Source organism: Zoogloea sp. LCSB751 (genome assembly GCF_002028455.1).
Classification (GTDB): Bacteria; Pseudomonadota; Gammaproteobacteria; order Burkholderiales; family Rhodocyclaceae; genus Zoogloea.
Window position 1 is genome coordinate 11,903 of sequence record NZ_MWUM01000025.1, and the last position, 24,279, is coordinate 36,181.

21 protein-coding genes are annotated in these 24,279 nt (G+C 62.8%); 9 read left to right on the forward strand and 12 right to left on the reverse strand.

Annotated features, from left to right (window positions below; genetic code table 11):
• Positions 1–4: 4 nt before the first annotated feature.
• The 8 genes from tssC (at position 5) to B4920_RS20985 (ending at position 11,654) form a co-directional block, all read left to right on the forward strand.
• The gene (gene tssC / locus B4920_RS20950; RefSeq protein ID WP_254051005.1) at positions 5–1,468 is read left to right on the forward strand and encodes a type VI secretion system contractile sheath large subunit; all 1,464 of its coding nucleotides are present in this window, start codon (positions 5–7) and stop codon (positions 1,466–1,468) included.
• A 29-nt stretch (positions 1,469–1,497) separates the two neighbouring features.
• The gene (locus tag B4920_RS20955) at positions 1,498–2,034 is read left to right on the forward strand and encodes a type VI secretion system tube protein Hcp (RefSeq protein WP_079436632.1); all 537 of its coding nucleotides are present in this window, start codon (positions 1,498–1,500) and stop codon (positions 2,032–2,034) included.
• Between the two features lie 52 nt (positions 2,035–2,086).
• Entirely contained in the window at positions 2,087–2,542 is a 456-nt protein-coding gene (gene tssE / locus B4920_RS20960; protein WP_254051006.1) for a type VI secretion system baseplate subunit TssE, read from the forward strand.
• Positions 2,543–4,378 (forward strand): type VI secretion system baseplate subunit TssF, encoded by a 1,836-nt coding sequence (tssF, locus tag B4920_RS20965; RefSeq protein WP_079436634.1) that lies wholly within the window; start codon positions 2,543–2,545, stop codon positions 4,376–4,378.
• The gene (tssG, locus tag B4920_RS20970) at positions 4,342–5,385 is read left to right on the forward strand and encodes a type VI secretion system baseplate subunit TssG (RefSeq protein WP_079436635.1); all 1,044 of its coding nucleotides are present in this window, start codon (positions 4,342–4,344) and stop codon (positions 5,383–5,385) included. The genes tssF and tssG overlap by 37 nt, the downstream gene beginning before the upstream one ends.
• A 9-nt stretch (positions 5,386–5,394) precedes the next feature.
• A complete protein-coding gene (gene tssH, locus B4920_RS20975; protein ID WP_079436636.1) occupies positions 5,395–8,088 on the forward strand; it encodes a type VI secretion system ATPase TssH in 2,694 nt (897 codons plus the stop codon).
• An 80-nt stretch (positions 8,089–8,168) separates the two neighbouring features.
• Positions 8,169–9,827: a hypothetical protein gene (locus B4920_RS20980; protein WP_079436637.1), complete on the forward strand. Its 1,659-nt coding sequence runs from the start codon at positions 8,169–8,171 to the stop codon at positions 9,825–9,827.
• A 198-nt stretch (positions 9,828–10,025) separates the two neighbouring features.
• Positions 10,026–11,654 carry a methyl-accepting chemotaxis protein gene (locus B4920_RS20985; protein WP_161493361.1) on the forward strand — a complete coding sequence of 543 codons (1,629 nt, stop codon included), beginning with the start codon at positions 10,026–10,028 and terminating at the stop codon, positions 11,652–11,654.
• 100 nt (positions 11,655–11,754) lie between these two features.
• On the opposite strand, the gene ychF is transcribed toward B4920_RS20985, so the two are convergent.
• The 9 genes from ychF to B4920_RS21030 form a co-directional block, all read right to left on the reverse strand.
• Positions 11,755–12,846 carry a redox-regulated ATPase YchF gene (gene ychF / locus B4920_RS20990; protein WP_079436639.1) on the reverse strand — a complete coding sequence of 364 codons (1,092 nt, stop codon included), beginning with the start codon at positions 12,844–12,846 and terminating at the stop codon, positions 11,755–11,757.
• A 266-nt stretch (positions 12,847–13,112) separates the two neighbouring features.
• The gene (locus B4920_RS20995; RefSeq protein WP_079436640.1) at positions 13,113–14,306 is read right to left on the reverse strand and encodes an acetylornithine transaminase; all 1,194 of its coding nucleotides are present in this window, start codon (positions 14,304–14,306) and stop codon (positions 13,113–13,115) included.
• 92 nt (positions 14,307–14,398) lie between these two features.
• A complete protein-coding gene (locus tag B4920_RS21000) occupies positions 14,399–16,105 on the reverse strand; it encodes a bifunctional protein-serine/threonine kinase/phosphatase (protein ID WP_079436641.1) in 1,707 nt (568 codons plus the stop codon).
• Positions 16,106–16,185: 80 nt separating this feature from the next.
• Positions 16,186–17,400, reverse strand: coding sequence for a NarK/NasA family nitrate transporter (locus tag B4920_RS21005; protein ID WP_079436642.1), 1,215 nt, complete (start codon positions 17,398–17,400; stop codon positions 16,186–16,188).
• Between the two features lie 154 nt (positions 17,401–17,554).
• Positions 17,555–17,866, reverse strand: a complete 312-nt coding sequence (nirD, locus tag B4920_RS21010; RefSeq protein WP_079436643.1) for a nitrite reductase small subunit NirD — start codon at positions 17,864–17,866, stop codon at positions 17,555–17,557.
• Between the two features lie 11 nt (positions 17,867–17,877).
• On the reverse strand, positions 17,878–20,340 hold the full coding sequence (gene nirB / locus B4920_RS21015) for a nitrite reductase large subunit NirB (protein ID WP_079436644.1): 2,463 nt from the start codon (positions 20,338–20,340) through the stop codon (positions 17,878–17,880).
• A gap of 341 nt (positions 20,341–20,681) precedes the next feature.
• Positions 20,682–21,179, reverse strand: coding sequence for a disulfide bond formation protein B (locus B4920_RS21020; RefSeq protein WP_079436645.1), 498 nt, complete (start codon positions 21,177–21,179; stop codon positions 20,682–20,684).
• An 80-nt stretch (positions 21,180–21,259) separates the two neighbouring features.
• On the reverse strand, positions 21,260–22,159 hold the full coding sequence (argB, locus tag B4920_RS21025) for an acetylglutamate kinase (RefSeq protein ID WP_079436646.1): 900 nt from the start codon (positions 22,157–22,159) through the stop codon (positions 21,260–21,262).
• A 129-nt stretch (positions 22,160–22,288) separates the two neighbouring features.
• Complete coding sequence (locus B4920_RS21030) at positions 22,289–22,705, reverse strand: Hsp20/alpha crystallin family protein (protein ID WP_079436647.1); 417 nt, start codon at positions 22,703–22,705, stop codon at positions 22,289–22,291.
• Positions 22,706–22,846: 141 nt separating this feature from the next.
• Between B4920_RS21030 and B4920_RS21035 the strand changes: the two genes are divergently transcribed.
• Positions 22,847–23,059 (forward strand): cysteine-rich CWC family protein, encoded by a 213-nt coding sequence (locus tag B4920_RS21035; protein ID WP_079436648.1) that lies wholly within the window; start codon positions 22,847–22,849, stop codon positions 23,057–23,059.
• On the opposite strand, the gene nudB is transcribed toward B4920_RS21035, so the two are convergent.
• Genes nudB through B4920_RS21050 form a run of 3 tightly spaced genes read right to left on the reverse strand, consistent with a single transcriptional unit; the run spans position 23,022 to position 24,243 of the window.
• Positions 23,022–23,495: a dihydroneopterin triphosphate diphosphatase gene (gene nudB / locus B4920_RS21040; protein WP_079436649.1), complete on the reverse strand. Its 474-nt coding sequence runs from the start codon at positions 23,493–23,495 to the stop codon at positions 23,022–23,024. The two genes, B4920_RS21035 and nudB, sit on opposite strands and share 38 nt — an antisense overlap.
• The gene (locus tag B4920_RS21045; protein ID WP_079436650.1) at positions 23,492–23,935 is read right to left on the reverse strand and encodes a barstar family protein; all 444 of its coding nucleotides are present in this window, start codon (positions 23,933–23,935) and stop codon (positions 23,492–23,494) included. The genes nudB and B4920_RS21045 overlap by 4 nt, the downstream gene beginning before the upstream one ends.
• 2 nt (positions 23,936–23,937) lie before the next feature.
• Positions 23,938–24,243 (reverse strand): ribonuclease domain-containing protein, encoded by a 306-nt coding sequence (locus B4920_RS21050; RefSeq protein ID WP_254051010.1) that lies wholly within the window; start codon positions 24,241–24,243, stop codon positions 23,938–23,940.
• Positions 24,244–24,279: the final 36 nt, after the last annotated feature.

Here is a 24,279-nt window from a genome sequence, read left to right on the forward strand (position 1 = left end):
ACTCATGGCGTCTGTCGTTGCAGATGGCCATGAATCCAGCCTGCTGGACAGAATTGTCGAGGAAAGCAAGGTCGCGCAATCGGCGCATGAAAAGGCCCGTGCCAAGGACATTATCGGGGAACTGGTCAGTCAGGTTCTAGAGGGTGAGGTCATCGTATCCGAGAACCTGGCCGCAGCGATTGATGCGAGAGTGGCAGAGCTGGATCGATTGATCTCCGCACAGCTCAGTAGCGTCATGCACGCGCCTGAGTTTCAGGCCCTGGAAAGCGCGTGGACGGGGTTGCACTACTTATGCAGGAAGACGTCGTCGGGTACGCATCTAAAGATAAAGTTGTTCAATGCAAGCAAGCGTGACTTGATCAAGGATTTTAGATCCGCTATCGACTTCGATCAGAGTGCGCTATTCAAGAAAGTTTACGAAGAAGAGTTCGGCACCTTTGGTGGTGCGCCATTTGGGGCACTGGTCGGGCAGTTCGAGGTGACGCGTCAGCCCGAAGACATGTTCTTCATTGAGCAGATGTCACATATTGGGGCTGCTGCTCACGCGCCTTTCATTACGGCGGCCGCACCTCAGCTTTTTGGTCTCGACTCTTATGTTGAACTTGGCAAACCGCGTGATCTGGCCAAAGTCTTTGATACAGTAGAGTATGCAAAGTGGAAGTCTTTCCGAGGCTCGGAAGACGCTCGTTACGTCGGCCTGATCCTGCCGCGCTTCCTTGGGCGCCTGCCGTATAACCCGATCGATGGAGTGGTGACGGAGGGGTTCAACTTTGTCGAGAGTGTGGATGGCGCCGACCATGAAAAGTACCTTTGGTGCAATGCGGCCTTTGCTTTTGCGGCCCGGCTCACTGATGCCTTCGACCAGCATGGATGGTGTGCCGCCATCCGGGGGGTCGAAGGTGGGGGGCTCGTTGAAGATCTACCGACGCATACCTTTCGAACTGATGATGGGGAGGTCGTCCTCAAATGCCCAACGGAGGTGTCTGTAACTGACCGTCGGGAGAAAGAGTTGAACGATCTTGGTTTCATCTCGCTGGTGCACTGCAAGAATACCGACTACGCGGCTTTTTTTGGTGCTCAGTCGGCTCAGAAGCCCAGGAAGTACGACACCGATTCAGCCAATGCCAATGCGACACTGTCCGCCCAGTTACAGTACATCTTCGCAGTCTCTCGGATCGCCCATTACATGAAGGCGATGATGAGGGAAAAGGTGGGTAGTTTCGCAACCGCTGCGAATATTGAGAGCTATTTGCAGCGCTGGATCGACAATTACGTAACGACTGACGATTCCGCCTCCCAGGAAACCAAGGCGCAGTTCCCGTTGAGGGAGGCTGCCATTGAAGTCAGTGAAGTACCTGGCCGGCCGGGGACATATCGCGCGGTCTCATTCATCCGTCCCCATTTTCAGCTGGACGAACTCTCAGTGTCATTGCGACTGGTGGCCGAATTGCCCAGTGGAAAGAACTGACGTCATAAACGCACAGGTTGGAGAAAGCTATGAAAGATATCTACATCGAGTTCAAGGGTAGCGACATAAAGGGTGACTCCAGGGACACCAAGCATAAGGATACCGTAGAGGTCTCCAGCTGGAGCCACACCATGCGCCAGCCGAAGTCCGCAACTGCATCGGCTGCCGGCGGGCACACCGCCGAGCGCGTCGAGCACGGTGAAATGGTATTCACAAAGGATATCGACGGATCCAGCCCGAAGCTCTATCAGGCTTGTTCATCGGGCCTGCTCGTTAACGACGTGGTGATCTACTTTTATCGTGCATTTGGCGGGAAGAATACAACGGGGAATCCGTCGTCCACCCAGAACCGGCACCAGTACTTGAAGATCGAGTTGAAGAACGTGATTGTCGCTTCTGTCTCGCCCATCGTCGCGGAAGAAGGTATTCCGACGGAGAGTTTTTCCCTCAAGTATTCCGCAGTGAAATGGACCTACGATGAGCTCAATATCGACGGGAGCAAGTCAGGCAAGGTGAACATCCAGGGGGCTTGGAACCTTGCCAAGAATACGCCCAATCTCACTTAGTCCTTCTTGAAGCAAGATCGGGGCTGCAATGGCGAATGGATTTGAGCCGTCCTTGTTTGACAAGCTGTTTGAAGATCTTCCGCTTGGCGCGGCTCGCCGCAGGTTGAATCTGGAACAATTGATTGACGGTGTGGCACGAGATCTCGAGGCGCTCCTAAACACCCGCATTGTTGTCGACGACGTGACGCACCGGGATTTTCCGCTAGCCGGTCGTTCGGTAATAGGTTTCGGCTTGGCCGATTTTGCTGGAATGAACCTGATCAGCGTTCACGACCGACGCCGCATATGCAGTTCGATCGAAGCGGCCATCAATGCGCACGAACCGCGCCTCAAGGATGTTCGAGTTGATCTGGAGCCTGAACACAAGGCAGTCAATGCGCTTTTGTTTTCAATCCGCGCCATGCTGATCGTGAGTCTTGCCGAGGAGCGTGTTGCCTTCGATGCTACGTTACAGCCGGCCTGCTTGCAGTATTCGGTGAGTCAGCGAGCGATGCGGGCCGGTGCTTGAATGAAGGATCTGCTGCCGTATTTCGAACGCGAGCTTGCATTTCTGCGTAATCACGGAAGGACGTTTGCCGAACGATATCCAAAGGTGGCAGCACAGTTGTCGCTCTCTGGCGATGGCTGTGAGGATCCGCATGTGGAGCGGATGATCGAGTCCTTTGCACTTCTGACCGCCCGCGTATCGAAAAAGATCGAGGACGGTTACCCCCAATTCACCGAGGCGTTGCTGAGCGTCCTGTATCCGCATTATCTTCGTGCATTTCCCAGCTGTTCGATAGCCAGTTTCTCTCCACCGGATAAGGGCGTCTCTCCAGAATTACTCCTTGTCCCGCGAGGAACTGAACTTCAGTCCAGGCCAATCAAGGGGACCGTATGCCGCTTCAGGACCGTGTGGGATCTTGCAGTTTCCCCTGTCTCCGTCTCAGATCTCAAATTCGACCCTGCGGCGGGCACTCCCTCGGGTGTCCAGCTGCCAGCGGGGTGCGATGCGATTCTCTCGTTTTCCTTGCTGCGGGGCGGTGATACGGCAAGTGCAGCCATCGTGGCTCCTGGAAAGTTGCGAATTTATATCGACGCGGAGCCGTCAGTGGCGTCGGCGCTGCGAGATGCCTTGTTTCTGAACCGCTTGAGGATTTATGTCGAGGCAACAGACCGTATTTGGGATACGGTTCCGGAGGATGTGCTGAGCGAGGTTGGATTTGCTACCGATGAGGCGCTCATCGATATGCCTCAGTCCGCTCACGATGCTTATCGATATCTGACTGAATATTTCTGCTTTCCCGAAAAATTCAATTTTTTCGATCTCGATCTGCGTGGCCTGCCGGCAGCCAGCTATAGCAAAGGACGTGTGCGTCTGCATGTTGCACTGGGTGGCTTGCGCTCTGACAGCGACGCATCACGACTGCTCAAAGCCGTGACGGCACAGAATCTGCGCCTCGGCTGTGTGCCGGTCGTCAATTTGTTCAAACAATGCGGTGATCCCATCCGTGTATCGGGGCAGGCATCGTCCTACCCTGTCATCCCCGACGGACGTCGGCCTTCTGCGTATGAGGTGTATTCGATCGACAGCGTGCATCGCGTGCGTCAGACGCTCCAGGGCGAGTCCATTGTGGAGTTTCGTCCATTTTTCTCCCTGCGGCATGGCGAGACGCCTGATCTCCATGGCCATTACTGGTTTGCCCAGCGCGACAGCATGATTGCAGAGAGCAGTCCCGGTTTCGAGACCCTGCTGTCGGTGATCGATACGGATTGTGATCCGTTTCAACCAAAGAACGACGTCTTGAGCCTCCGGCTCACATGTTCCAATCGGGATTTGCCAACACTGATGTCGTGGGGCGGGCTGGATGGGGACCTGTTGTTGGAGGGCGGCTCGCAGGCTGCGCTGGTGCGCTTGCTGAAGAGACCCTCACAGCCGTGGCGTTTTGACCATCGCGGGGATGCGCAGTGGCGTCTCATTTCCCATCTCTCCCTCAATCACCTCTCGCTGACGGGGAGCGGCTTGGCGGCATTCAAGGAAATGTTGGCGCTGTATGACCTTCCGCAGACGGCCACCTCGCGTCGTCGTCTTGAGGGGCTGCTGTCCATTGAACGAGTGGACAAGACCGTCTGGATGAAGGGCAAGCCGTTTGCGTGCTTTGTGAGAGGCTTTGAAGTTCGTCTGACTATTGATGAGTCGAGTTTTGTCGGGAGTGGTCTTCACGCTTTTGCCCGCTGTATCGACCGCTTTCTAGGGCTCTATGTGGGCCTGAACAGTTTCATTCAACTGGTGATCCTCTCGGGCCGAACCGGAGAGGAATTGATCCGATGCGCACCCCGAAGCGGCGATTCGGCCCTGGCCTGATCGCACACACGCAGCAGGAGCCGGCAGCGTATGAGTTTTTTCAACTCGTTCGCCTGTACGAGCAGCTTTTCCTGAAAGAGGGGGGGGATCCTCTGTCCGAACGGATCCAGTTCCGTAACTCCCTGCGTCTGGGGTTTTCGCCCAGTCAGATCGATGCCATGTCCGTTTTTTTCAAAGGACAGGATCAAAATGGAGATGTCGACCGTATTGAGATTACGCCCGGCTTCATCGGCATGCTGGGGGTGAGCGGTACTTTGCCGCTGCACTATACGGAGCGGGTTGTTGAGCGGGAGCGGCACGGTCGGGACGTGGCCGGGCGTGCCTTCCTCGACATGTTCGTGAATCGTGCCGTCGGTCACTTCTATCGGGCCTGGAAGAAATACAAGCTTCCTTATCTTTACGAAACCGATCGCAGGAACCATTTTCTGCCGCTGCTGATGTCCTTGCTCGGGCTTGGTCATGGCGCGTTGCGGCAGCGAATGAGCCGGGATTCTGGACGAATCGACGACGAGTCCCTGGCCTATTTTTCCGGTTTGCTCAGTCAGCGTCCGGTCTCCGCCAGTACTTTGAAACAGATTCTGAGTGCCTACTTTCAAGTGGATGTCGCCATTGAGCAGTTCGTTGGGCGCTGGTACGTGGCGCCCATCGCCCAGCGGTCTGCACTGGGCGGAGGTAACGCAGCTCTGGGCGTGAATGCACTGCTCGGCGAAAAGGTCTGGCAGCGGAATCTTCGCATACGGATTCATATCCGGGCCTTGGGCTACGAACGCTATATCTCGTTTCTTCCCAGGGGCGAACTGGCAATGGCCCTCGGCAGATTGCTCGGATTTGCAACGGGGGGGCAGTTCGAGTGTGAGGTCTGTCCGCAACTCCGGGCTTCTGAGGTACGCCCGACTGTGCTGGGCGTATTCGAGGGCGGACGGCTTGGGTACGACTCCTTCTTGAAGTCTCGCGCAGAAACCCGTGATCGTGGGGATCTGCGATTTCTTGTTCAATGCTCGGATTAAGGTCGACGGATGACGGCTACTCTCAAAGTCCTGATTGGCAAACTCAATGCTCCATGCCGCGTTGCGGCAGAGCGTGCCGCGAGCTTATGCATGTCGCGAGGTCATCACGAGGTCGACATCGAGCACCTGTTTTCTGCCCTGCTCGAACAGCCCGACGCTGACTTTTCGTTGATCCTGGTGCGCAATGGCATAAACACGCGGGATGTGGAGCACGAACTGAACCGCGAGATGGAGCGCTTCAGAACGGGAAATAGCCGTACACCGGTATTTTCAGTCCGGATTCCCAAACTGCTCGAACAGGCATGGCTGATCGCATCCCTGGACGCCAAGCTGCAGCAGATCCGTTCTGGCCACCTTCTGCTGGCTTTGTTGACGGAGCCTGAACTGGAGCAGATCGCTGCGCGTAGCATATCTTCGCTGTCCCGGGTCAGGCTCGACGATCTCAAGCACAAGTTCGACGAGCTGACGCGAGGGTCCGCCGAGTACGGTGGGGCGTGCAATGCAGAGCCTGTTTCTCCGCAGGGCGACGACAGTGCGCGTGCCATCCCCAGCGCTGGGGATGGCACGGCACTGGGCCGTTTCACCACCAACCTCACGCAGCAAGCCAGGGAGGGCCGAGTTGATCCCGTGATAGGCAGGGAGGCGGAGATCAGTCAGCTCATCGATATCCTGCTGCGCCGCAGGCAGAACAATCCCATCCTGACCGGAGAGGCAGGGGTCGGCAAGACGGCAGTCGTGGAAGGGCTGGCGCTGCGCATCGCCGCCGATGATGTCCCTGTGCCGCTCCGGGGTGTTTGCGTTCATGTGCTGGACATGGGCTTGCTGCAGGCCGGAGCCAGCGTCAAAGGGGAATTCGAGAATCGTCTGAAGGGGGTGATCGCGGAGGTCCGGCAAAGCTCGGCCCCGATTGTGCTGTTCATCGACGAAGCCCACTCCCTGATCGGTGCAGGGGGGCAGTCCGGCCAGAACGACGCGGCCAATCTTCTGAAGCCGGCATTGGCCCGCGGCGAACTGCGCACCATCGCGGCGACGACCTGGGCGGAGTACAAGAAGTACTTCGAGAAGGACGCGGCGTTGGCCAGGCGCTTTCAGGTTGTGAAGGTCGATGAGCCTGTCGAGTCGATCGCCGCTGCGATGCTGCGGGGCATGGTGCCGTTGATGGAGCGGCATTTCGGTGTCCGAGTGCTGGATGAGGCTGTGACCGAGGCTGTGCGTCTTTCCCAACGCTACATCAGCGGGCGCCAGTTGCCGGACAAGGCCGTTGGCGTGCTGGACACGGCCTGCGCCAAAGTGGCGCTGGCGCATGGGGCGACCCCCTTGCTGATCGACCAGTTGCAGAAGGAACAGGAGCGGGTAGAGGCCGAACTCGCGGCCGTCTTGAGGGAGTCGGCGGCGCTGCCACGCAATGCAGAACGAATTACGGCGCTCGAGAGTCGTGTCGCGGCGCTGGAATCCGAACTCGCCCGGCTGCATGCCCGTCTGGCCGAGGAGCGGAGCCTTGTCGAGCGTGTTCTCGACATGCGGGCACGGATGGAGGGGCGGGTGGTATCCCGTGCCCAGGGCGCAGTTGCGGACGCGCGCGAGGATGGAGGGCCGGCGTTCACTGCCGACGCGGATAGGCAGGCACTGGAGGAGGTCCTGCAACGCTTGCACGCCTTGCAGGGAGACCGGCCGATGGTGCCGGTGCACGTGGATCGTCACGTGGTAGCGGAGGTCGTCTCCTCCTGGACCGGGATCCCCCTCGGCAAGATGGTCGGTGACGAGATCAAGACGATCCTCAAGCTGGGCCACCTGCTGCGGGAACGCGTTGTCGGCCAGGACCATGCGCTGGAGGCCATCTCCCAACGTGTGCGCACGTCCCGCGCTGCACTCGAGAATCCCGACAAACCAAAGGGCGTCTTCCTCTTCGTGGGGCCGTCCGGGGTGGGAAAGACGGAAACGGCTCTTGCGCTGGCGGACATCCTTTACGGCGGTGAGCGGCGACTGGTCACCATCAACATGAGCGAATACCAGGAGGCCCATACCGTCTCCGGCTTGAAGGGGGCACCACCCGGATATGTCGGTTACGGTGAAGGGGGCGTCCTGACCGAGGCCGTGCGCCGCAATCCCTATTGCGTCGTATTGCTTGATGAAGTCGAGAAGGCGCACCCGGATGTGCTCGAGCTTTTCTTCCAGGTTTTTGACAAGGGTGTTCTGGAGGACGGGGAAGGACGCGAGATCGATTTCCGCAACACCTTGATCATCCTGACCAGCAACGTCGGCTCGGGCCAGATCATGCAGGCCTGCCTGAACCAGGAGCCCGAAGCGCTGCCTTCAGCTGACGCGTTGGCCGAGACCCTGCGGCCGGTTCTGTGCAAGTCCTTCAAGCCGGCTTTCCTTGGGCGTGTGAAGGTCGTGCCCTACTTTCCCATCTCGGACGAGGTGCTGGTTCAGATCATCCGTCTGAAGCTGGAGCGGATACGTGGCCGCGTTGCCGCCAACCATCAGGCGTCCCTGCTGTGGGATGAATCTGTGATCGATGCCATCCTCGAGCGCTGCACCGAGGTGGATTCCGGCGCCCGCAATGTGGATCACATCCTCGACGGATCCCTGCTGCCAGGGATTGCCGAGATCGTTCTTGCGCGCATGGCCGACGGTGATGGCGTGGAGCATATCCACATCGATACGAGTGAGCAGGGACATTTCCAGTACTCCATCGCGTAGACAGCGATCGGCAATGGATGTGATGCGTGCCGTAAGGGCTGTATCACGCGCAATTTTCTCGGTTTCTGGAGTTTGACGACATGGGTTATATCGGCTGGTTTGTGCGGAGCATGGCGCTGGCTGTGGCAGTGGGGGGGCCGGATGCAGGTGCCACCGAGTATGTGCAGGGGATCCGCGGTGCGCTGGATTCGGGGAGTGTGGGGCTCATTTCTGCAACGGATTTCCGCCTTATCAATGGAAGCTGTCCCGATTGCGTAACGATTCCCCAGGCGCTCTGGTATTTCCGTGACGACTGGGTGGCGGTTCCCAAGCTTGTGCCCGCGGGGTTCAGTCGGGGCCTTCCCGGCTTGCGTGACGTTGCCGAATGGGCTGCTGCCGACAAGGGAGCGCTCTCCGGAGGTTTGCCGCCGCTGGCGTGGGTCGGATCGCCCTTGATCGCCGAAGGGTGGCAGTTGGTGGCTGAGGGGGCCGCCATCTCCGGCCCGGCAGGGGCGACCCTGCCATTTGCAGTGGCACCGCGTCTTCCCAGCAACCAGTCGTATTACGACGCACAGAGCGTGCGCTATTTGGCCGGGCGCTCTCTTTCCCTGCGCGGAAGGATGGAGCGTGGGCGCTTCATTGCGCGTAGCGTGTGGCCGGATGATTTCCGGCTGGATGCTGCGTCCGTGCCGTTCAAGCCCTTGGCGAGGGGGGAGACGCTCGACACGGTCGTCCGTGCTGAGGACGGCGGGGCTCGTCAGCCTCTTGCCGCGCGAGTCTTATGGCAGCGTTCGGCACCTGGCCCCGAGGGCTGGAATGGCAAGCCGGTACTGGCCGTGATACTCAATGGGGCTCAGGGCGACGACGACGAGGCGCACGGCGGACATTTCGCAATTGCCACCGGCCGTTTCGGGGAAAGAGGGGAATGGCGCGACTGGCTGGTAAACAATTTCTACAACCTGGACTCGGTGAGCGAGAAGGGTATTGTGGCCTCGTCCTTGCCGATGGATGCCTACATGGGGGACCTCAACAGCGGGCAGGCGTGGTATCGGCCCTCCTACATGCTGGTGGCCGTATTGAAGCAGGACCGGGCGTCGGCCCTTTACCAGGGCGCCATTTCACGGGTCTTCAATCATTTCTATCGGCATGATTTCGTCTATCGCCATGCCACGGCCAATTGCGCGGGAATCAGCATCGATACCCTGCGTGCGCTGGGATGGCAGGTCCCGAAGCAGGGGCCGACGAGCAGGGTGAAGGCGATTGCGGGCCTGCCCTACATGGCGGTGAAGGAGGGGAGTCTGGAAAGCGGTCGGCAGGCTTTCGACTATATGTCCACGGAGCGGACGGCCCTTTATCCCTTTGTAGCCTTCGAGGCCATCGGCCGGGACATCCTCGAGCGGCTGGTCGCCGGCAAGCAGGCCACTTCCGGGCTGGAAGGCATGCTGGCAGAGGATATCGAAGCACTGGTCTATGTGCGGATTCCCCAGTTCCCGTCCTCGCGGGCGTTCGGGCAGGCGCCGGTCGCCTCTTTCGACGAGTACATGCAGCGCGTGCCGGAAGACCGAAAGGACTGGAAGATCATTCCTGTGCCGCCCCGCCCGTTCCCCACTGCCCTGAAGGATGGGGATGCAGGGGACGTGCCGATGGAAGCTTCCAGTATCGCGCTGGCGGCGTATGGCGGATTCTTCGGGGTGACTGCCGTCGGACTGTGGCGCAGGCGTAGCAAACGTCGTGATGCAGGGAGGGCGATGCGGCCATGAGCCGGTATGCAGTTCTCTTATTGTTGAGAAAGTCGTGGCGTGAATTCCAGCAATTCACGCTGTTGAAGGCCGCGTGAAGCCGGAGTTCATCCCCTTTGGGCAGGCGTAGAATGACATCGGCACCAATGGGTCGGGTGTCTGTGAGTCTGCGAAGCAAAAACAATAATTGCGCCAATGTTTGCGCAAAGGGGGTTGATCATGCGTTTCACCAATTCAAGTATAAAAGCCAAATTCTTTGCGAGTTTCGGAGCGGTAATCGCACTGATGCTGGTGATTGGCGGTAGTGCGTTTTGGGGGTTTTCCCGTCTTGCCGCTGAAGCCGTTGCCATTGAAAAGGACGTGTACCCCAAGGCAGTTTTCGCCAACAATCTGACCAAGCGCGCCATCGAGGCGGAAGGGCTGGCTCTGGTCGGTGCAGTGGAAAAGGATCCGCAGGATCTCGAAAGAATCGCCGGCAAGCTGAAGGCCATTGCGACGGCCAATGCCGAGGATCTGGAGCGGCTGGAGAAGCTGGTCGCGTCCGAAACGGGGCGGCGCATGTTCATGGCCATCAAAGAGGCGCGGGAGCCGATCCGGGCCATGTATCCCCGCCTGGTCGAACTGTTGGCGGCACGGGACAGCGCAGCGACCCTCGTTTTCGTGAAAGCGGAGTACAGCCCGGCGATTGTGCGTTTCCGGCAGGCGGTCGATGCGTTGTCGACCCATCAGGACCAGAAGATGGCGGAAGCGGTTTCGTCAATTCAGCAGAACGCGGATTCCATCCGCAGTGGAGTGGCGCTGGTGGCGGTATTCGCGCTGCTTACGGGCATCGTCCTGGCGGCAGTGCTGTCCGGCAGCTTTGCGCGGAGGATTCGGGATGCGCAGGCGCTCGCCGAGCAGGTGGCAAGCGGCAATCTCAAGAACGATGGCATTCGTTCTGCTGCCGGGGATGAACTGGGGCAACTGACGGCAGCCCTGATCCGCATGCGTTCGGATCTGGCCGGGATTATCGGACTGGTAGTTGAAGAGGCCGGAGCCCTGTCCCGGATTGCCGGTGACGTCTCATCGGCAGCGGAGCAGGTTTCGAGCAGCGTGCAGGCCCAGGCCAGTTCCACTTCGACGGCCGCGGCCGCGGTGGAAGAGCTGACGGTCAGCATCGAGCATGTGGCCGCCAATGCCCACGGTGCGTCGCAGAAGGCCGAGGAGGCTGGGCGTGTTTCGGATACCGGCGGCCGGCAGGTGGCGTCGGCAACGCGGAGTATTCAGGACGTTGCTGCGGATGTGAGTGGGGCGGCCGATGACATCCAGTCACTGTCCGAGCGGATCAAGGGAATCGGAAGCATTGCGACGGTGATCAAGGAGGTGGCGGACCAGACCAATCTGCTGGCCCTCAACGCGGCCATTGAAGCTGCCCGCGCGGGTGAACAGGGGCGTGGCTTCGCTGTGGTTGCGGACGAGGTCCGGAAGCTGGCCGAACGCACCTCTCTTTCGGTGCAGGAGATCTCCAGCATCATCTCGGCGGTCGAGCAGGGCTCCGTGGCAGCGGCGGGTAGCATGCAGCACGCCAGCAACGACGTGTCCAGGGTTGCCGAGACCGCGGCCGGGGCACGTCAGTCCATGGAGGAAATCTGCACAATGTCCAATGACGTCAAGCTGGCGATGAACGAGATTGCCGATGCCTTGGTCGAGCAACGTTCGGCAGCCACGCATCTGTCCAGAAACGTCGAAGGTATTGCCCAGATGTCCGACGAGAACTCCGCCGCCGTGGTGGCGGTGGCCAATGCCGCTCAGCAGATGGAGCGTTCCGCCAGGACGCTGATCAGCAGCGTATCCCGTTTCAGCCTGTAGGGTCCGCGGTGGGATGTACCGGTTTGAAGAGCCCCGTCGTGCTTGCGGGGCCAAAAAAAGCCCCGCTTCAGCGGGGCTTTCTGCATCTTCAAGCCGGTGTTCAGACGTTGAACAGGAAATTCAGGACGTCCCCATCTTTCACCACGTAGTCCTTGCCTTCGGAGCGCATCTTGCCGGCTTCCTTGGCGCCCTGTTCGCCCTTGAAGGCGATGAAGTCTTCGTAGGAAATGGTCTGGGCGCGGATGAAGCCGCGTTCGAAGTCGGTGTGGATGACGCCGGCGGCCTGCGGGGCGGTGTCGCCGACGTGGATGGTCCAGGCGCGCACTTCCTTCACGCCGGCGGTGAAGTAGGTCTGCAGGCCGAGCAGGCTGTAGCCGGCGCGGATCAGGCGGTTGAGGCCGGGTTCTTCGAGGCCCAGGTCGGCCAGGAAGGCCATCTTGTCTTCGTCGTCCAGGTCGGCGAGTTCCGCTTCGATCTTGGCGCACAGGGCGACGACCGGGGCGCCTTCCTTGGCGGCGTGCTCGCGCAGGCGGTCGAGGTAGGGGTTGTTCTCGAAGCCGTCTTCCATCACGTTGCCGACGTACATGGCGGGCTTGAGGGTCATCAGGCACAGGGGCTTGAGGATCAGCTTCTCGTCGTCGCTGAGCTGCATGGTGCGTGCCGGCTGGCCTTCGTTGAGGTGCGGCAGCAGCTTTTCGAGGATGGCGACCAGCTTCTGGGCATCCTTGTCGCCGGAGCGGGCCTTCTTGTTCTCCCTGTGGATGGCCTTCTCGACGGCGGCCATGTCGGCCAGCGCGAGTTCGGTGACGATGGTCTCGATGTCGGCGAGCGGGTCCACCTTGCCATTCACGTGGATGACGTTCTCGTCGTCGAAGCAGCGCACCACGTTGACGATGGCGTCGGTCTCACGGATGTTGGCAAGGAACTGGTTGCCGAGGCCTTCGCCCTTGGAGGCGCCGGCGACCAGGCCGGCGATGTCCACGAATTCGACGATGGCGGGCTGGACCTTCTGCGGCTTGACGATCTCGGACAGGGCGTCGAGGCGCGGATCGGGTACTTCAACGATGCCCACGTTGGGCTCGATGGTACAGAAGGGGTAGTTCTCGGCGGCGATGCCGGCCTTGGTGAGGGCGTTGAAGAGGGTCGATTTGCCGACGTTGGGCAGGCCGACGATGCCGCATTGGAGAGCCATGAAAATCCTTTGAAAAACAGGGCACTTCGGAGCCTTGTGCAGGCATCGTCGAAGCGCGCGACCCGCGCCGGGGGCGAAACCGGGGCGGGGGGTGGGTCAGGACAAGACAGCAGGACCGGGGCCGTGGCTCAACGGTTCTGGGCTGCTTTGTTCCGGAAAATCAGCATTGTACCGCTGTTGCCCAGCCCCTTCCAAAGGCATGTTCACGTGCCGACGCGGTGCTGGACGACCTCGTGGGAGGCCGTCCGGACATGCGGTACGTGCTGTCAGGCCTTGCGCGTGGCGTGCAGCAGGGTGTCGAGCAGGCCGATCATCTCGTCGATCTCGGCGGTACTGACGGTCAGCGAGGGCATGAAGCGCAGCAGGTTGGGGCGCGGCGAGTTGAGCAGCAGGCCCTTGGGGGAATGCTCGAGGGCGCCCTTCACCAGCGCGGGGCCGCGATCGTCGTCGAGGATCAGCGCGCGCAGCAGGCCCTGGCCCCGTTCGCCGACGAGGCCGTGGCGGGCCACCAGTTCGTTGAGGGCGGCGCCCAGGTAGCGGCCGGTTTCGTCGACCTTGTCCAGGAAGCCGGGGCTGGTCAGGCGACGCATCACCGCCGCGCCGACTGCGCACATCAGCGGATTGCCGTTGTAGGTACCGCCCTGGTCGCCGGGTTCGAAGCAGCACACTGCTTCGCGGGCCAGCAGGGCCGACAGGGGCACGCCGCCGCCGATGCCCTTGCCGAGGGTCATGATGTCCGGCTCGATGCCGGCATGTTCATGGGCGAAGAGGCGGCCACTGCGGCCCATGCCGGTCTGCACCTCGTCGACGATCAGCAGCAGGCCGTGCTCGCGGGTGAGCTCGCGCAGGGCCTGCAGGAAGTCGGGCTCGGCAGGGATCACGCCGCCTTCGCCCTGCACGGGTTCGAGCATCACCGCCACGGTCTTGGGGCCGATCAGGGCCTTCACCGAGTCGAGGTCGTTGAGCCTGGCCTTCGGGAAGCCCGGCACCTGCGGCGCGAAGAGGGTGTCCCAGCCCGGCTTGCCGGAGGCCGACATGGTGGCCAGCGTGCGGCCGTGGAAGGCGTGCTCGAAGGTGATGATCTCGTAGGCACCGTCGCGGTTGAGGCGCCCCCATTTACGGGCCAGCTTGATGGCGCCTTCATTGGCTTCGGCGCCGGTGTTGGCGAAGAACACCCGGTCGAAGACGGAATGGCGGGTCAGCAGGCCGGCCAGCTCGATGGCCGGGCCGTTGTAGAAGGCCGGGCTCGGGTTGATCAACTGGGCGCCCTGGGTGGCCAGGGCTTCGCTGATTTCCGGCGGACAGTGGCCGAGGCAGTTCACCGCCCAGCCCTGCACGAAGTCGAGATAGGCCTTGTCCTGTTCGTCGTACAGCCAGGAACCACTGCCTCGGACGAAGACGAGCTCGGGCCGGTTTGTGATGTACATCAACGAATTGGCGTCGAATTCGCCGTATTGCATGGCGCTATCTCCTTGCGTAAAGCGATAAATGTTAGCGCGCGCAGGGGCGCGATGCGACCTTTCACGGAAAATTCATGCGGCGAGGGGGCTCCTCAGCGCGCCAGCAGCAGGTAGACCAGCAGCACATTGAGGACCAGCGAGGTGATTGCCAGCAGCTTGAGGCCGAGTTGCGGATCCCGCTCCAGCAGCGGCGATTTGCGGGCCACGACCAGCGGGCGGCGGGCGCCGCGTTCGAGGGCCAGCAGGAATTCCTCGGCGGTCTCGAAGCGGGCCTTGGGTTCGCGGGCGACGGCCTTCAGCAGCACCGCTTCGAGCCAGTCGGGGATGTCCGGGCGGTAGCGCGTCGGCGGCACCGGGTCGCCGAACTTCGGATGCTGGAAGGGTTCGATCTCGCCGTAGGGATACTTGCGGGTCAGCAGCTGGTAGAGGGTCACGCCGACCGCGTAGAGGTCGGTTTGCTCGCTGGCGGCCACGCTCTTGCCGCCGTAGAGCTCCGGCGCCATGTAGCTGGGCGTGCCGGGATTGTTGATCTCTTCGAATTTCTGGCCCTGCTGGGTGGCGTCGGAGGCGGCTACGCCCAGGTCGAGGATGCGCAGGCGGCCTTCGGCGTCCAGGTGCAGGTTGTCCGGCTTGATGTCCCGGTGCACGATGGACAGGCGGTGCAGGCTGGCCACACCCTTCAGGATGCGCTCGCCCAGGTTGACCGCCTCGCCGGTGCCGAAGCGATGGCCGCTGTCGAGGCGGGCCTTGAGGGTGGCGCCTTCGTGCCAGCTCATCAGGTAGTACAGGTGATTGCGCGGCGGGTAGGGAATGACCTGCGGAAACCAGCTGTCGTTGACCCGCCGGGCCAGCCATTCCTCGTGGGCGAGGGCGGCGGCGGCCTCCGGGTCGTCGTGTTCGGGGCGCAGGGTCTTGAGCACGCGGGGCTGGCCCTGCTCGTCGCTGACCCGGTAGAGCAGTGTGGCGATGGACTCGTGCAGCAGCGCGTCGACGGTCAGCCCGTCCAGCGTCTGACCGATCTTCAAGCGCGGTGGCAGCGGCAGGTGCTGCAAGCGGGCGATGTTGTCGCGCAGCTTGTCGGCCGGCAGCGCCTCCACGCGCAGCACCAGCGCGGTGCAGTTGTCCTGGCTGCCGCCACCTTCGGCACCCATCGCGAGGCGCGCGGCAGCGTCCTGCGGATCCTGCTCGGCGCGCAGGATGTCGCCGATCTTGCGGTCGCCGAGCTGGCCCCACACGCCGTCGCTCATCAGCGCAAAGACGTCGCCGGCTTCCAGTTCGCCGTCGGCGTAATCCACCGACAGGTGGGCGTCGAGGCCGACCGCGCGGGACAGCACGTTCTTGAGTTCCGGGTGCTCCCACACGTGGTCGGTGGAGAGTTGCTCCAGCTTGCCGGCGCGCAGCCGGTAGATCCGCGAGTCGCCCACATGGGCCAGATAGTAGCGGCGCCCGCGCAGCACCACGGCGGACAGCGTGGTGGCCATGCCGGCGGCCTCCCGCGTGCGTGCCGCATGGGAGATCAGCCAGCGGTTGAGGGAGGCCAGTACGGTGTCGAGGGACTTGTTGACGGCCCAGGTGTCCGGCGTCGCGTAGTAGTCGGAGAGCAGGCCGCGCACGGTGTATTCGGAGGCTTCGCGGCCGTTGGCGTGGCCACCGACGCCGTCCGCCACCACCGCCAGGATGCCCTTGGCGTCGAGCTCCGGGCCTTCCGGCGTGACGGCGCCGCAGAAATCCTCGTTGCGCGGCCGCGGGCCGGTGAGGGACGAATAGCCGAGGGAAGCGAGGAGGCGGGGCGCGGTCATGGTCGTAAACGGCGCGGATCGGAAGCGGGGAGTATGCCCCGGTTCCGATCTGTTCAAGTGGGTGTCAGGGAGGAGGGCGCTCAGATCTTGGCGCTGGTCAGGTGTGAGGCGCCCCAGGTGGTGCGCCAGCGGCTCTTGACGGCAGTGAGGCCGGCCAGCGCGACGAGGGCCAGGCTGGCGAAGATCAGGAAGCCGGCCTGGTAGCTGCCGGTGACCTGCTTGCTGTAGCCGAGGCTGAGCGCCAGGTAGAAGCCCCCGACGCCGCCGGCCATGCCCACCAGGCCGGTCATCACGCCGATCTCCTTGCGGAAGCGCTGGGGTACCAGCTGGAACACCGCGCCGTTGCCCATACCGAGGGACAGCATGGCGCAGACGAAGACGGCGAGGGCCATCCAGGCCGCCGGCAGGCCGAAGCTGATGATGGCCAGGAAAATGGCGGCCAGCGCGTACATGGTGGTGAGCATCTTGATGCCGCCGATGCGGTCGGCCACGTTGCCACCGATCGGGCGCACCAGACTGCCGGCGAACACGCAGGCGGCGGTGAAGAAGCCGGCCATCTTCGGGTCGAGCCCGTACTGGGTGTTGAAGTAAATGGTCAGGGACGAGGCCAGGCCGACGAAGCCGCCGAAGGTCACCGAGTAGAAGAACATGAACCACCAGGAATCCTTGTCCTTGAGCACCTTCAGGTATTCCGCGAAGGACTTGGCCGGCGGGCACTCGGGCGCGTCCTTGGCCAACATCAGGTAGAGCACGAAGACGATGGACAGCGGGATCAGCGCGAGGCCGAACACATTGGTCCACCCGTAGGCGGCGGCCAGGCCGGGGCCGAACAGGGCGGCCATGGCAGTGCCGGAGTTGCCGGCACCGGCAATGCCCAGCGCCGTGCCCTGGTGCTCCGGCGGATACCAGCGGGAGGCCAGCGGCAGCGCGACGGCGAAGGATGCGCCGGCGACGCCGAGGAAGAGGCCCAGTACCAGCGTCTCTTCATAACTGTGGATGCCGAAGTGCCAGGCGAAGGCCAGTGCGCAGATCACGATGACCTGGCCGATGGCGCCGGCCATCTTGGGCTTGAGGTGATCCACCAGCACGCCCATCACCAGGCGCAGCAGCGCGCCGGCGAGCACCGGCGTGGCCACCATCAGGCCCTTCTGGGCATGGGTCAGGCCGAGGTCCTTGGCGATCTGCACGCCCAGCGGGCCGAGCAGCACCCACACCATGAAGGCGAGGTCGAAGTAGAGGAAGGCCGCCAGCAGGGTGGGGGTGTGGCCGGCTTTCAGGAAGGATTTGCGGTCCATTTCAGACTCCTGGGTACGAGTGGGGCCTGGCGGCGCCTTGCGAGGCGCTGCCGTGGGCAGTTTTGAATATCGGGAACGCGTTAAAAGGGGCTCACGCGACGGGGGCGGTGGGGGAGACGGCTTGCGCAGGACACCGCCCCCGCGCGTGAAACCCTTACAAGGAGAGGAAGACCTCGCCGTTTTCGACCTTGACCGGGAAGGGCTTCACGCAGCCCACGTCCGGCGGTACGACCTGGCCGTCATCGAGCTGGATCTTCCAGCTGTGCAGCGGGCAGGTGACCGTGGTGCCATGGACCAGCCCCTGGGACAGGGGGCCACCCTTGTGCGGGCAACGGTCGCGTACCGCGAAGACCTGGTCGGCCGAGTTGCGGAACAGCGCGATGCGCCCTTCGTCCTCGCTATGCACCACGCGGGAGCCCAGGACCGGCACGTCGCTGACGGCGCAGATTCGTTTCCATTCGCTCATTTGCGGGCTCCTCAAACCTTGATGATCTCGAATTGACGCTTGTGGATGCCGCCGCTCTTGTCTTCGAAGATCTCGGCCCACGGGTCTTTGTAGTTCTGCAGTGCAAAGAGGAGCTTTTCGTAGAGCGCCTTGCGGTTGGCCTCGTCTTCGAGGACCCGCTTCTTGATGTGCTCCATGCCGACCCGCTCGAGGTAATGGCAGGTGCGTTCCAGGTAGAAGCCTTCTTCCCGGTAGAGCTGGATGAAGGCGCCTCCGTATTCCATGACTTCGGCGTCGTCCTTCACCTTGCAGAAGAACTGCGCCACTTCGGTCTTGATGCCGCCGTTGCCGCCGATGTAGAGCTCGTAGCCGGAATCCACGCCGATCACGCCCACGTCCTTGATGCCCGATTCGGCGCAGTTGCGCGGGCAGCCGGAGACCGCCAGCTTGACCTTGTGGGGGCTCCACATGCCGAACAGCATCTTCTCCAGCTTGACGCCCAGGTCCATCGAGCGCTGGGTGCCGAAGCGGCAGTGCTCGGCGCCGACGCAGGTCTTCACGGTGCGCAGGCTCTTGCCGTAGGCGTGGCCGGAGCACATGCCGGCCTTGGCGAAGTCCTCCCACATGGCCGGCAGGTCTTCCTTCTTCACGCCGAGCAGGTCGATGCGCTGGCCGCCGGTCACCTTGACGGTCGGTACCTTGTACTTTTCGGCGGCGTCGGCAATGGCGCGCAGCTCGTCGGGAGTGGTCAGGCCGCCCCACATGCGCGGCACCACCGAGTAGGTGCCGTCCTTCTGGATGTTGGCGTGGGCGCGCTCGTTGATGAAGCGGCTCTGCGGATCGTCGATGGCTTCGTGGGGCCAGGTGGAAATGCAGTAGTAGTTGAGGGCCGGGCGGCAGGTGGCGCAGCCGTTGGGCGTCTTCCAGGCCAGGAACTTCTGTGTGTCGGCCACCGACAACAGCTTGTTGTCGCGGATGGCCTTGCGTACTTCGCCGTGGGAATGGTCGGTACAGCCGCACACCGCCTTGTTGTTGGAGTCGGCCGGCTGGTAGGCGCCGCCGATCGTTGAGGCGAGGATCTGCTCGACCAGGCCGGTACAGGAGCCGCAGGAGCTGGAAGCCTTGGTGTGCTTGCGCACGTCTTCCAGCGTGAAGAGGCCTTGTTCCTTGATGGCCTTGACGATGGTGCCCTTGCACACGCCGTTGCAGCCGCACACCTCGGCGGTGTCGGGCATGCTGGCGGCCAGGCTGTTGCCCTTGTGGCCGACGTCGCCCAGGTGGGAATTGCCGAATACCAGGTTGTCGCGGATGTCGCGGATGTCCTGCTCGTCCTTCAGCAGCTGGAAGTACCAGGCGCCGTCCTTGGTGTCGCCGTACAGCACCGCGCCGACCAGCTTGTCGTCCTTCAGCACCAGGCGCTTGTAGACGCCCACGCCGGGATCGTGGAGGACGATGTCCTCGGTGCCTTCGGCGCCCGAGAAGTCGCCGGCGGAGAACACGTCGATGCCGGTGACCTTGAGCTTGGTGCTGGTCACCGAGCCTTCGTAGCGACCGATCCCCATTTCCGCCAGATGATTGGCGGCCACCTTGGCCTGTTCGAACAGTGGCGCCACCAGGCCGTAGGCGGTGCCCCGGTGGTTGGCACACTCGCCGACGGCGTAGACGCGCGGATCGTAGGTCTGCAGCGTGTCGCTGACGACGATGCCGCGGTTGCAGTGGATGCCGGATTTCTCGGCGAGCTCCACGTTGGGGCGGATGCCGGCGGCGATGCAGACGAGGTCGGCGGGGAGGCTGTCACCGTCCTTGAACTTGATCGCGCAGACGCGGCCGGACTCGCCTTGCACCAACTCGGCGGTCTGGGCGTTGAGCTTGAACTTCATGCCCTTGGCTTCGAGGGCGGCCTGCAGCATCTTGCCGGCGGTGCGGTCGAGCTGGCGCTCCATGATCCAGTCGGAGAGATGCACCACGGTCACGTCCATGCCGCGCAGGGCCAGGCCGTTGGCGGCTTCCAGGCCCAGCAGGCCGGCGCCGATGACCACCGCGTGCTGGTACTTGGACGCCGCGTCGATCATCTCGTCGGTGTCCTTGATGTCCCGGTAGGAGATCACGCCGGGCAAGTCCTTGCCCGGAATCGGCGGCATGAAGGGGGTCGAGCCGGTGGCCAGCAGCAGGCGGTCGTAATCGACGGTGATCGGCTGGCCGTCCTGGCCGGTGGCGACGATGGAGCGGCTCTTGCGGTCGATCTGGGTGACGCGGGCACCCAGGTGCAGCGTGATGTCGTTATCCGCGTACCACTGCAGGTCGTTGAGGATGATGTCCTGGATGGTCATCTCGCCGGCCAGCACCGGGGAGAGCAGGATGCGGTTGTAGTTGGGATGCGGCTCGGCGCCGAAGACCGTGATGTCGTACATGTCCGGGGCGATCTTCCGCAGCTCTTCCAGCGTGCGGACGCCCGCCATCCCGTTGCCGACCATGACCAGTTTCTGTTTGCGCATGATTCCTCCGACATTGATTCTCCCCGGACCGGACACACAGGACCGATGCGGGCGGGTAAGCCTTGAGCAGGAGAGAGATCGTCGTTGATCGCGGCGGGGCCGTCGTTGGCCGAACCGCGTCGCCAGCCTCGGGGGCGGCGCGCAAGCACCTGGATTCAGGTAGTGCGCAGTGCGGCAAAGTCTTTATTGCCTCATGCGCACGTTTGTTGGATGGCTATTAGCAATGGCCGTGCCACTGCGCCCAAGTCAGGTAAAGACTGGGAAAAGTGCGGAGGAGGAGGGCGGAAGAGGTGGCGATGCGCACTTGGCTGGTGCGCATCGCCCTGCGCTGGGGCGCAGAATCAGGCGGACTTGCGGTGCCGCAGCAGATGCACGGCGAGGCCGGCGAGGATGGTCGCGAAGGCCAGGAAGGACCAGTTGGCGATGGACAGGCCGAGGAAGGTCCAGTCCACCACCGAGCAATCACCGGCACCGCGGAAGATCATCGGCAGCGAGGAGGACAGGGGAAAGCTCTCCAGCATGTATTCCAGGCCCGGGCCGCATTCGGAGACGGCCGGCGGATACCACTGGATCCACGACTGGCGTGCTGCCACACCGGCGCCGGCAATGGCCGCCACGGCCAGCAAGGCCGACCACACGTAGCGCCCCTTGGTGCCCGGATTGTGCAGGCCGGCGCCCAGGCCGATCAGGCCGCAGGCCAGCAGCGCATACCGCTGCATGATGCACATCGGGCAGGGTTCGATGCCCTTGACGTGCTGGAGATAGAGGCCGATCGCGAGCAGGCTGCTGCAGACGACGAAGAGGGCGAGGGCGAGGGGGCGCGTTTGATGGGTTGGCATGGATCGCAAACGGAAAACCGGAGCTAGGGGCAAGTGAAGAGTGCCCGCCGCGCCCCGGAGTTCCGCAAAGATGGCGTGTTTTACTTGCTCTTGATCATCGTGCCGACGCCGTGGTCGGTGAGGATTTCCAGCAGCAGACAGTGTTCGACGCGGCCGTCGATGATGTGCACGCTCTTCACGCCATTGCGCGCGGCGTCGAGGGCAGAGCCGATCTTCGGCAGCATGCCGCCGGACAGGGTGCCGTCGGCCACCAGTTCGTCGATCTGGCGCGGGGTCAGGCCGGTGAGCAGCTTGCCGTCCTTGTCGAGCACGCCCGGGGTGTTGGTCAGCAGCACCAGCTTCTCGGCCTTCAGCACTTCGGACAGCTTGCCGGCCACCACGTCGGCATTGATGTTGTAGCTCTCGCCGTCGGGGCCGACGCCGATCGGTGCGATGACCGGGATGAAGTCGCCTTTGTCGAGGAAGGAGATCAGGCTGGGGTCGATCTGGGTGATGTCGCCGACCTGGCCGATGTCGATCAATTCGCCGGGCGCGTCCTTGTCCTCCATCATCAGCTTTTTGGCGCGGATGAAGTTGGAGTCCTTGCCGGTCACGCCCACCGCCTTGCCGCCGGCCTGGTTGATCAGATTGACGATCTCCTTGTTCACCTGGCCGCCGAGCACCATCTCCACGACTTCCATGGTTTCGGCGTCGGTCACGCGCATGCCCTGCACAAATTCGCCCTTCTTGCCGACGCGCGACAGCATGTTCTCGATCTGCGGGCCACCGCCGTGCACCACCACCGGGTTGAAGCCGACCAGCTTGAGGAGCACCACGTCGTGGGCGAAACAGGCCTTCAGGTGCGGATCGGTCATCGCGTTGCCGCCGTACTTGATGACCAGCGTCTTGTCCTGGAAGCGCCGGATGTAGGGCAGGGCCTCGGCGATGATGGCGGCCTTCTGGGCCGGAGTCAGATCGGAGGTGTCGATGGGAACGGTCATGATGTGTTGCAGCGCAAGGTTGTTTTGGTGTGCCTGCGATTGTAATGAGGCGACACTCAAACCAAAAGAAAAAGCGGGAAGATCGCTCTTCCCGCTCTGCTGCCGACCGGATGTGGCGACCGGGACGGCCTATTCAATGACGAGCCGTTTGCTCTGGGCCGGCGCTTTCTTAGGGAGTGTCAATTCAAGAACGCCATCGTTGAACTTGGCGGTGGCCCTGGCTTCGTCCACATCTGCGCCGAGCTGGAAGCTGCGTGACACCTCGCCGAAATAGCGTTCGGTGCGCAGAACCCGTTCGCCTTCCTTCACTTCCTTCTCCTGCTTGCGTTCGGCGCTGATCGAGACGACCGGGCCGTCGATATGCACGTGGATGTCTTCCTTCTTGATGCCTGGCAGCTCGGCGTGCACCTGGTAGGCATCGCTGGCCTCCTTCACGTCCACGCGCATCTGAGGTGCTTCGACGGGGGCGCCGGCGTATTCGACCGGGCGAACGAAAAAGCCGCGGAACAGATCGTCCAGAGGGTCGCGGCGAGTGATGTTGCTCATGTGTCGTCTCCTTGTTCTGGTGGGCGTAGCTGAGGGCAGTCCGCCCTCCCTGATTGTTATATAGGGAGGGCCCGGGGCCGCTTCAAGGCGTTGGGCTGCCGATCCGCGCTAGACTTGAGGTGGATCAAGCGGAGCAAGTCGATGGAGCAGAACAAGAATGTACCGGTTACCAATGTGTGCCCGGCCTGTGGCGTTGCCTTCACCTGCGGGATGAACGCAGGGCTACCCGAGTGCTGGTGCGCGAGCCTGCCGCCGGTGCTGGATGTGCCGGCGATACCGGCCGGGGATGTCGGTGCCTGCTATTGCCCCGACTGTCTCAAGCGCAGGCTCGCGGCGGCGGCTGCGTTGCGCTGAGACGACGCGGCAGCAGGCGGATGGCGTCGCGGTTGGTCCACGAGAAGACCTTGGTAGCCGCGGCCTGCCACGGCAGCCACAGGGCGGCCGTATGTTCGTCGGCGGCGAGCTGCACGGGTATGGGGGCGGGCACGCGCAGGCTGAACACATGCTCGGTGTTGTGGGTCACGCCGGGGGCATAGCGGCCGCGCCAGCGCGGCAGGATCACGAAGCGGTTGGACAGCTGCCAATCGACCAGGGTGTCCGGCGACGCCTGGATGCCGGTTTCTTCCGCCACTTCCCGCAGGGCAGTGGCCGTCAGGCTCTCGTCGCCTTCGCGACTGCCGGTTACCGATTGCCACAGGTTACCGCTGCCGGCCCGCTCGAGCAGGAGGACGTCCAGCGCCGGGGTGTGGATGAGGACCAGCACCGAGACCGGCTGCTTGTATTCGCTCATTCCAGGTCGCGCAGCCAGGCGATGCCGTCGGCGGTGATGCCGACCAGGGTCCAGAAGGGAACGCCGTCCTCCCGCCAGGCATCGGACGCTTCCTGGAGGATCGACAGGGCGGTGCCGAAATCGGTAGGGCTGGCGGCGGCAAAGGCATCCGCATGGTCGAGGACCAGCACATAGCCGTCCGCTTCCAGCCACGACATGTCGTTCAGGCAGTCCGCCAGTGCGTCCCAGTTGTGCCCGTACCAGTCGGGGAAATCCAGGGCCTTGCCGATGGCGGCCAGAAAGCCTTCCCTGTCGTTGACGCGGGCGAGATCGAGCCGGAGCAGCGGGTATCCCAGGCTTTCGGCCGCTTCCTCCAGGGCAAGGTCGGCCGCGTAGGGCAGGTGATAGATGCCGGCCCGTTCGGCACGGGGCAGCAGCGTGTGAAAGGGGGGGGCGTTCATGCTCAGTCCTGAATCCGCCGGAAGCTGCGGTAATGATCGTCGGTGTAGTAGAACACGTTGGGGGGGCGACCGCCGCTGATGATGCGCCGGGCGCCGCGGTCGCGGGAGCCCGGGGTGGTGACGGTGTATTCCCGGTAGAAACCGTTCTGCGCATCCGGCAGGCGGCCTTCCCGGTTCTGGAAGGTGACGCCGTCGCGCCGGTAGGGATAAGGGCCGCCCTGGCGGATCAGTGCCAGGGTGTCACGGGCTTCCGGAGGCAGGGCATGGGCGCTGACCGGGGCCGGTTCGCGGCGCAGCCAGTCGGGCATGTCGCGGGCCTGGACGGCACCGGCGACACACAGTAG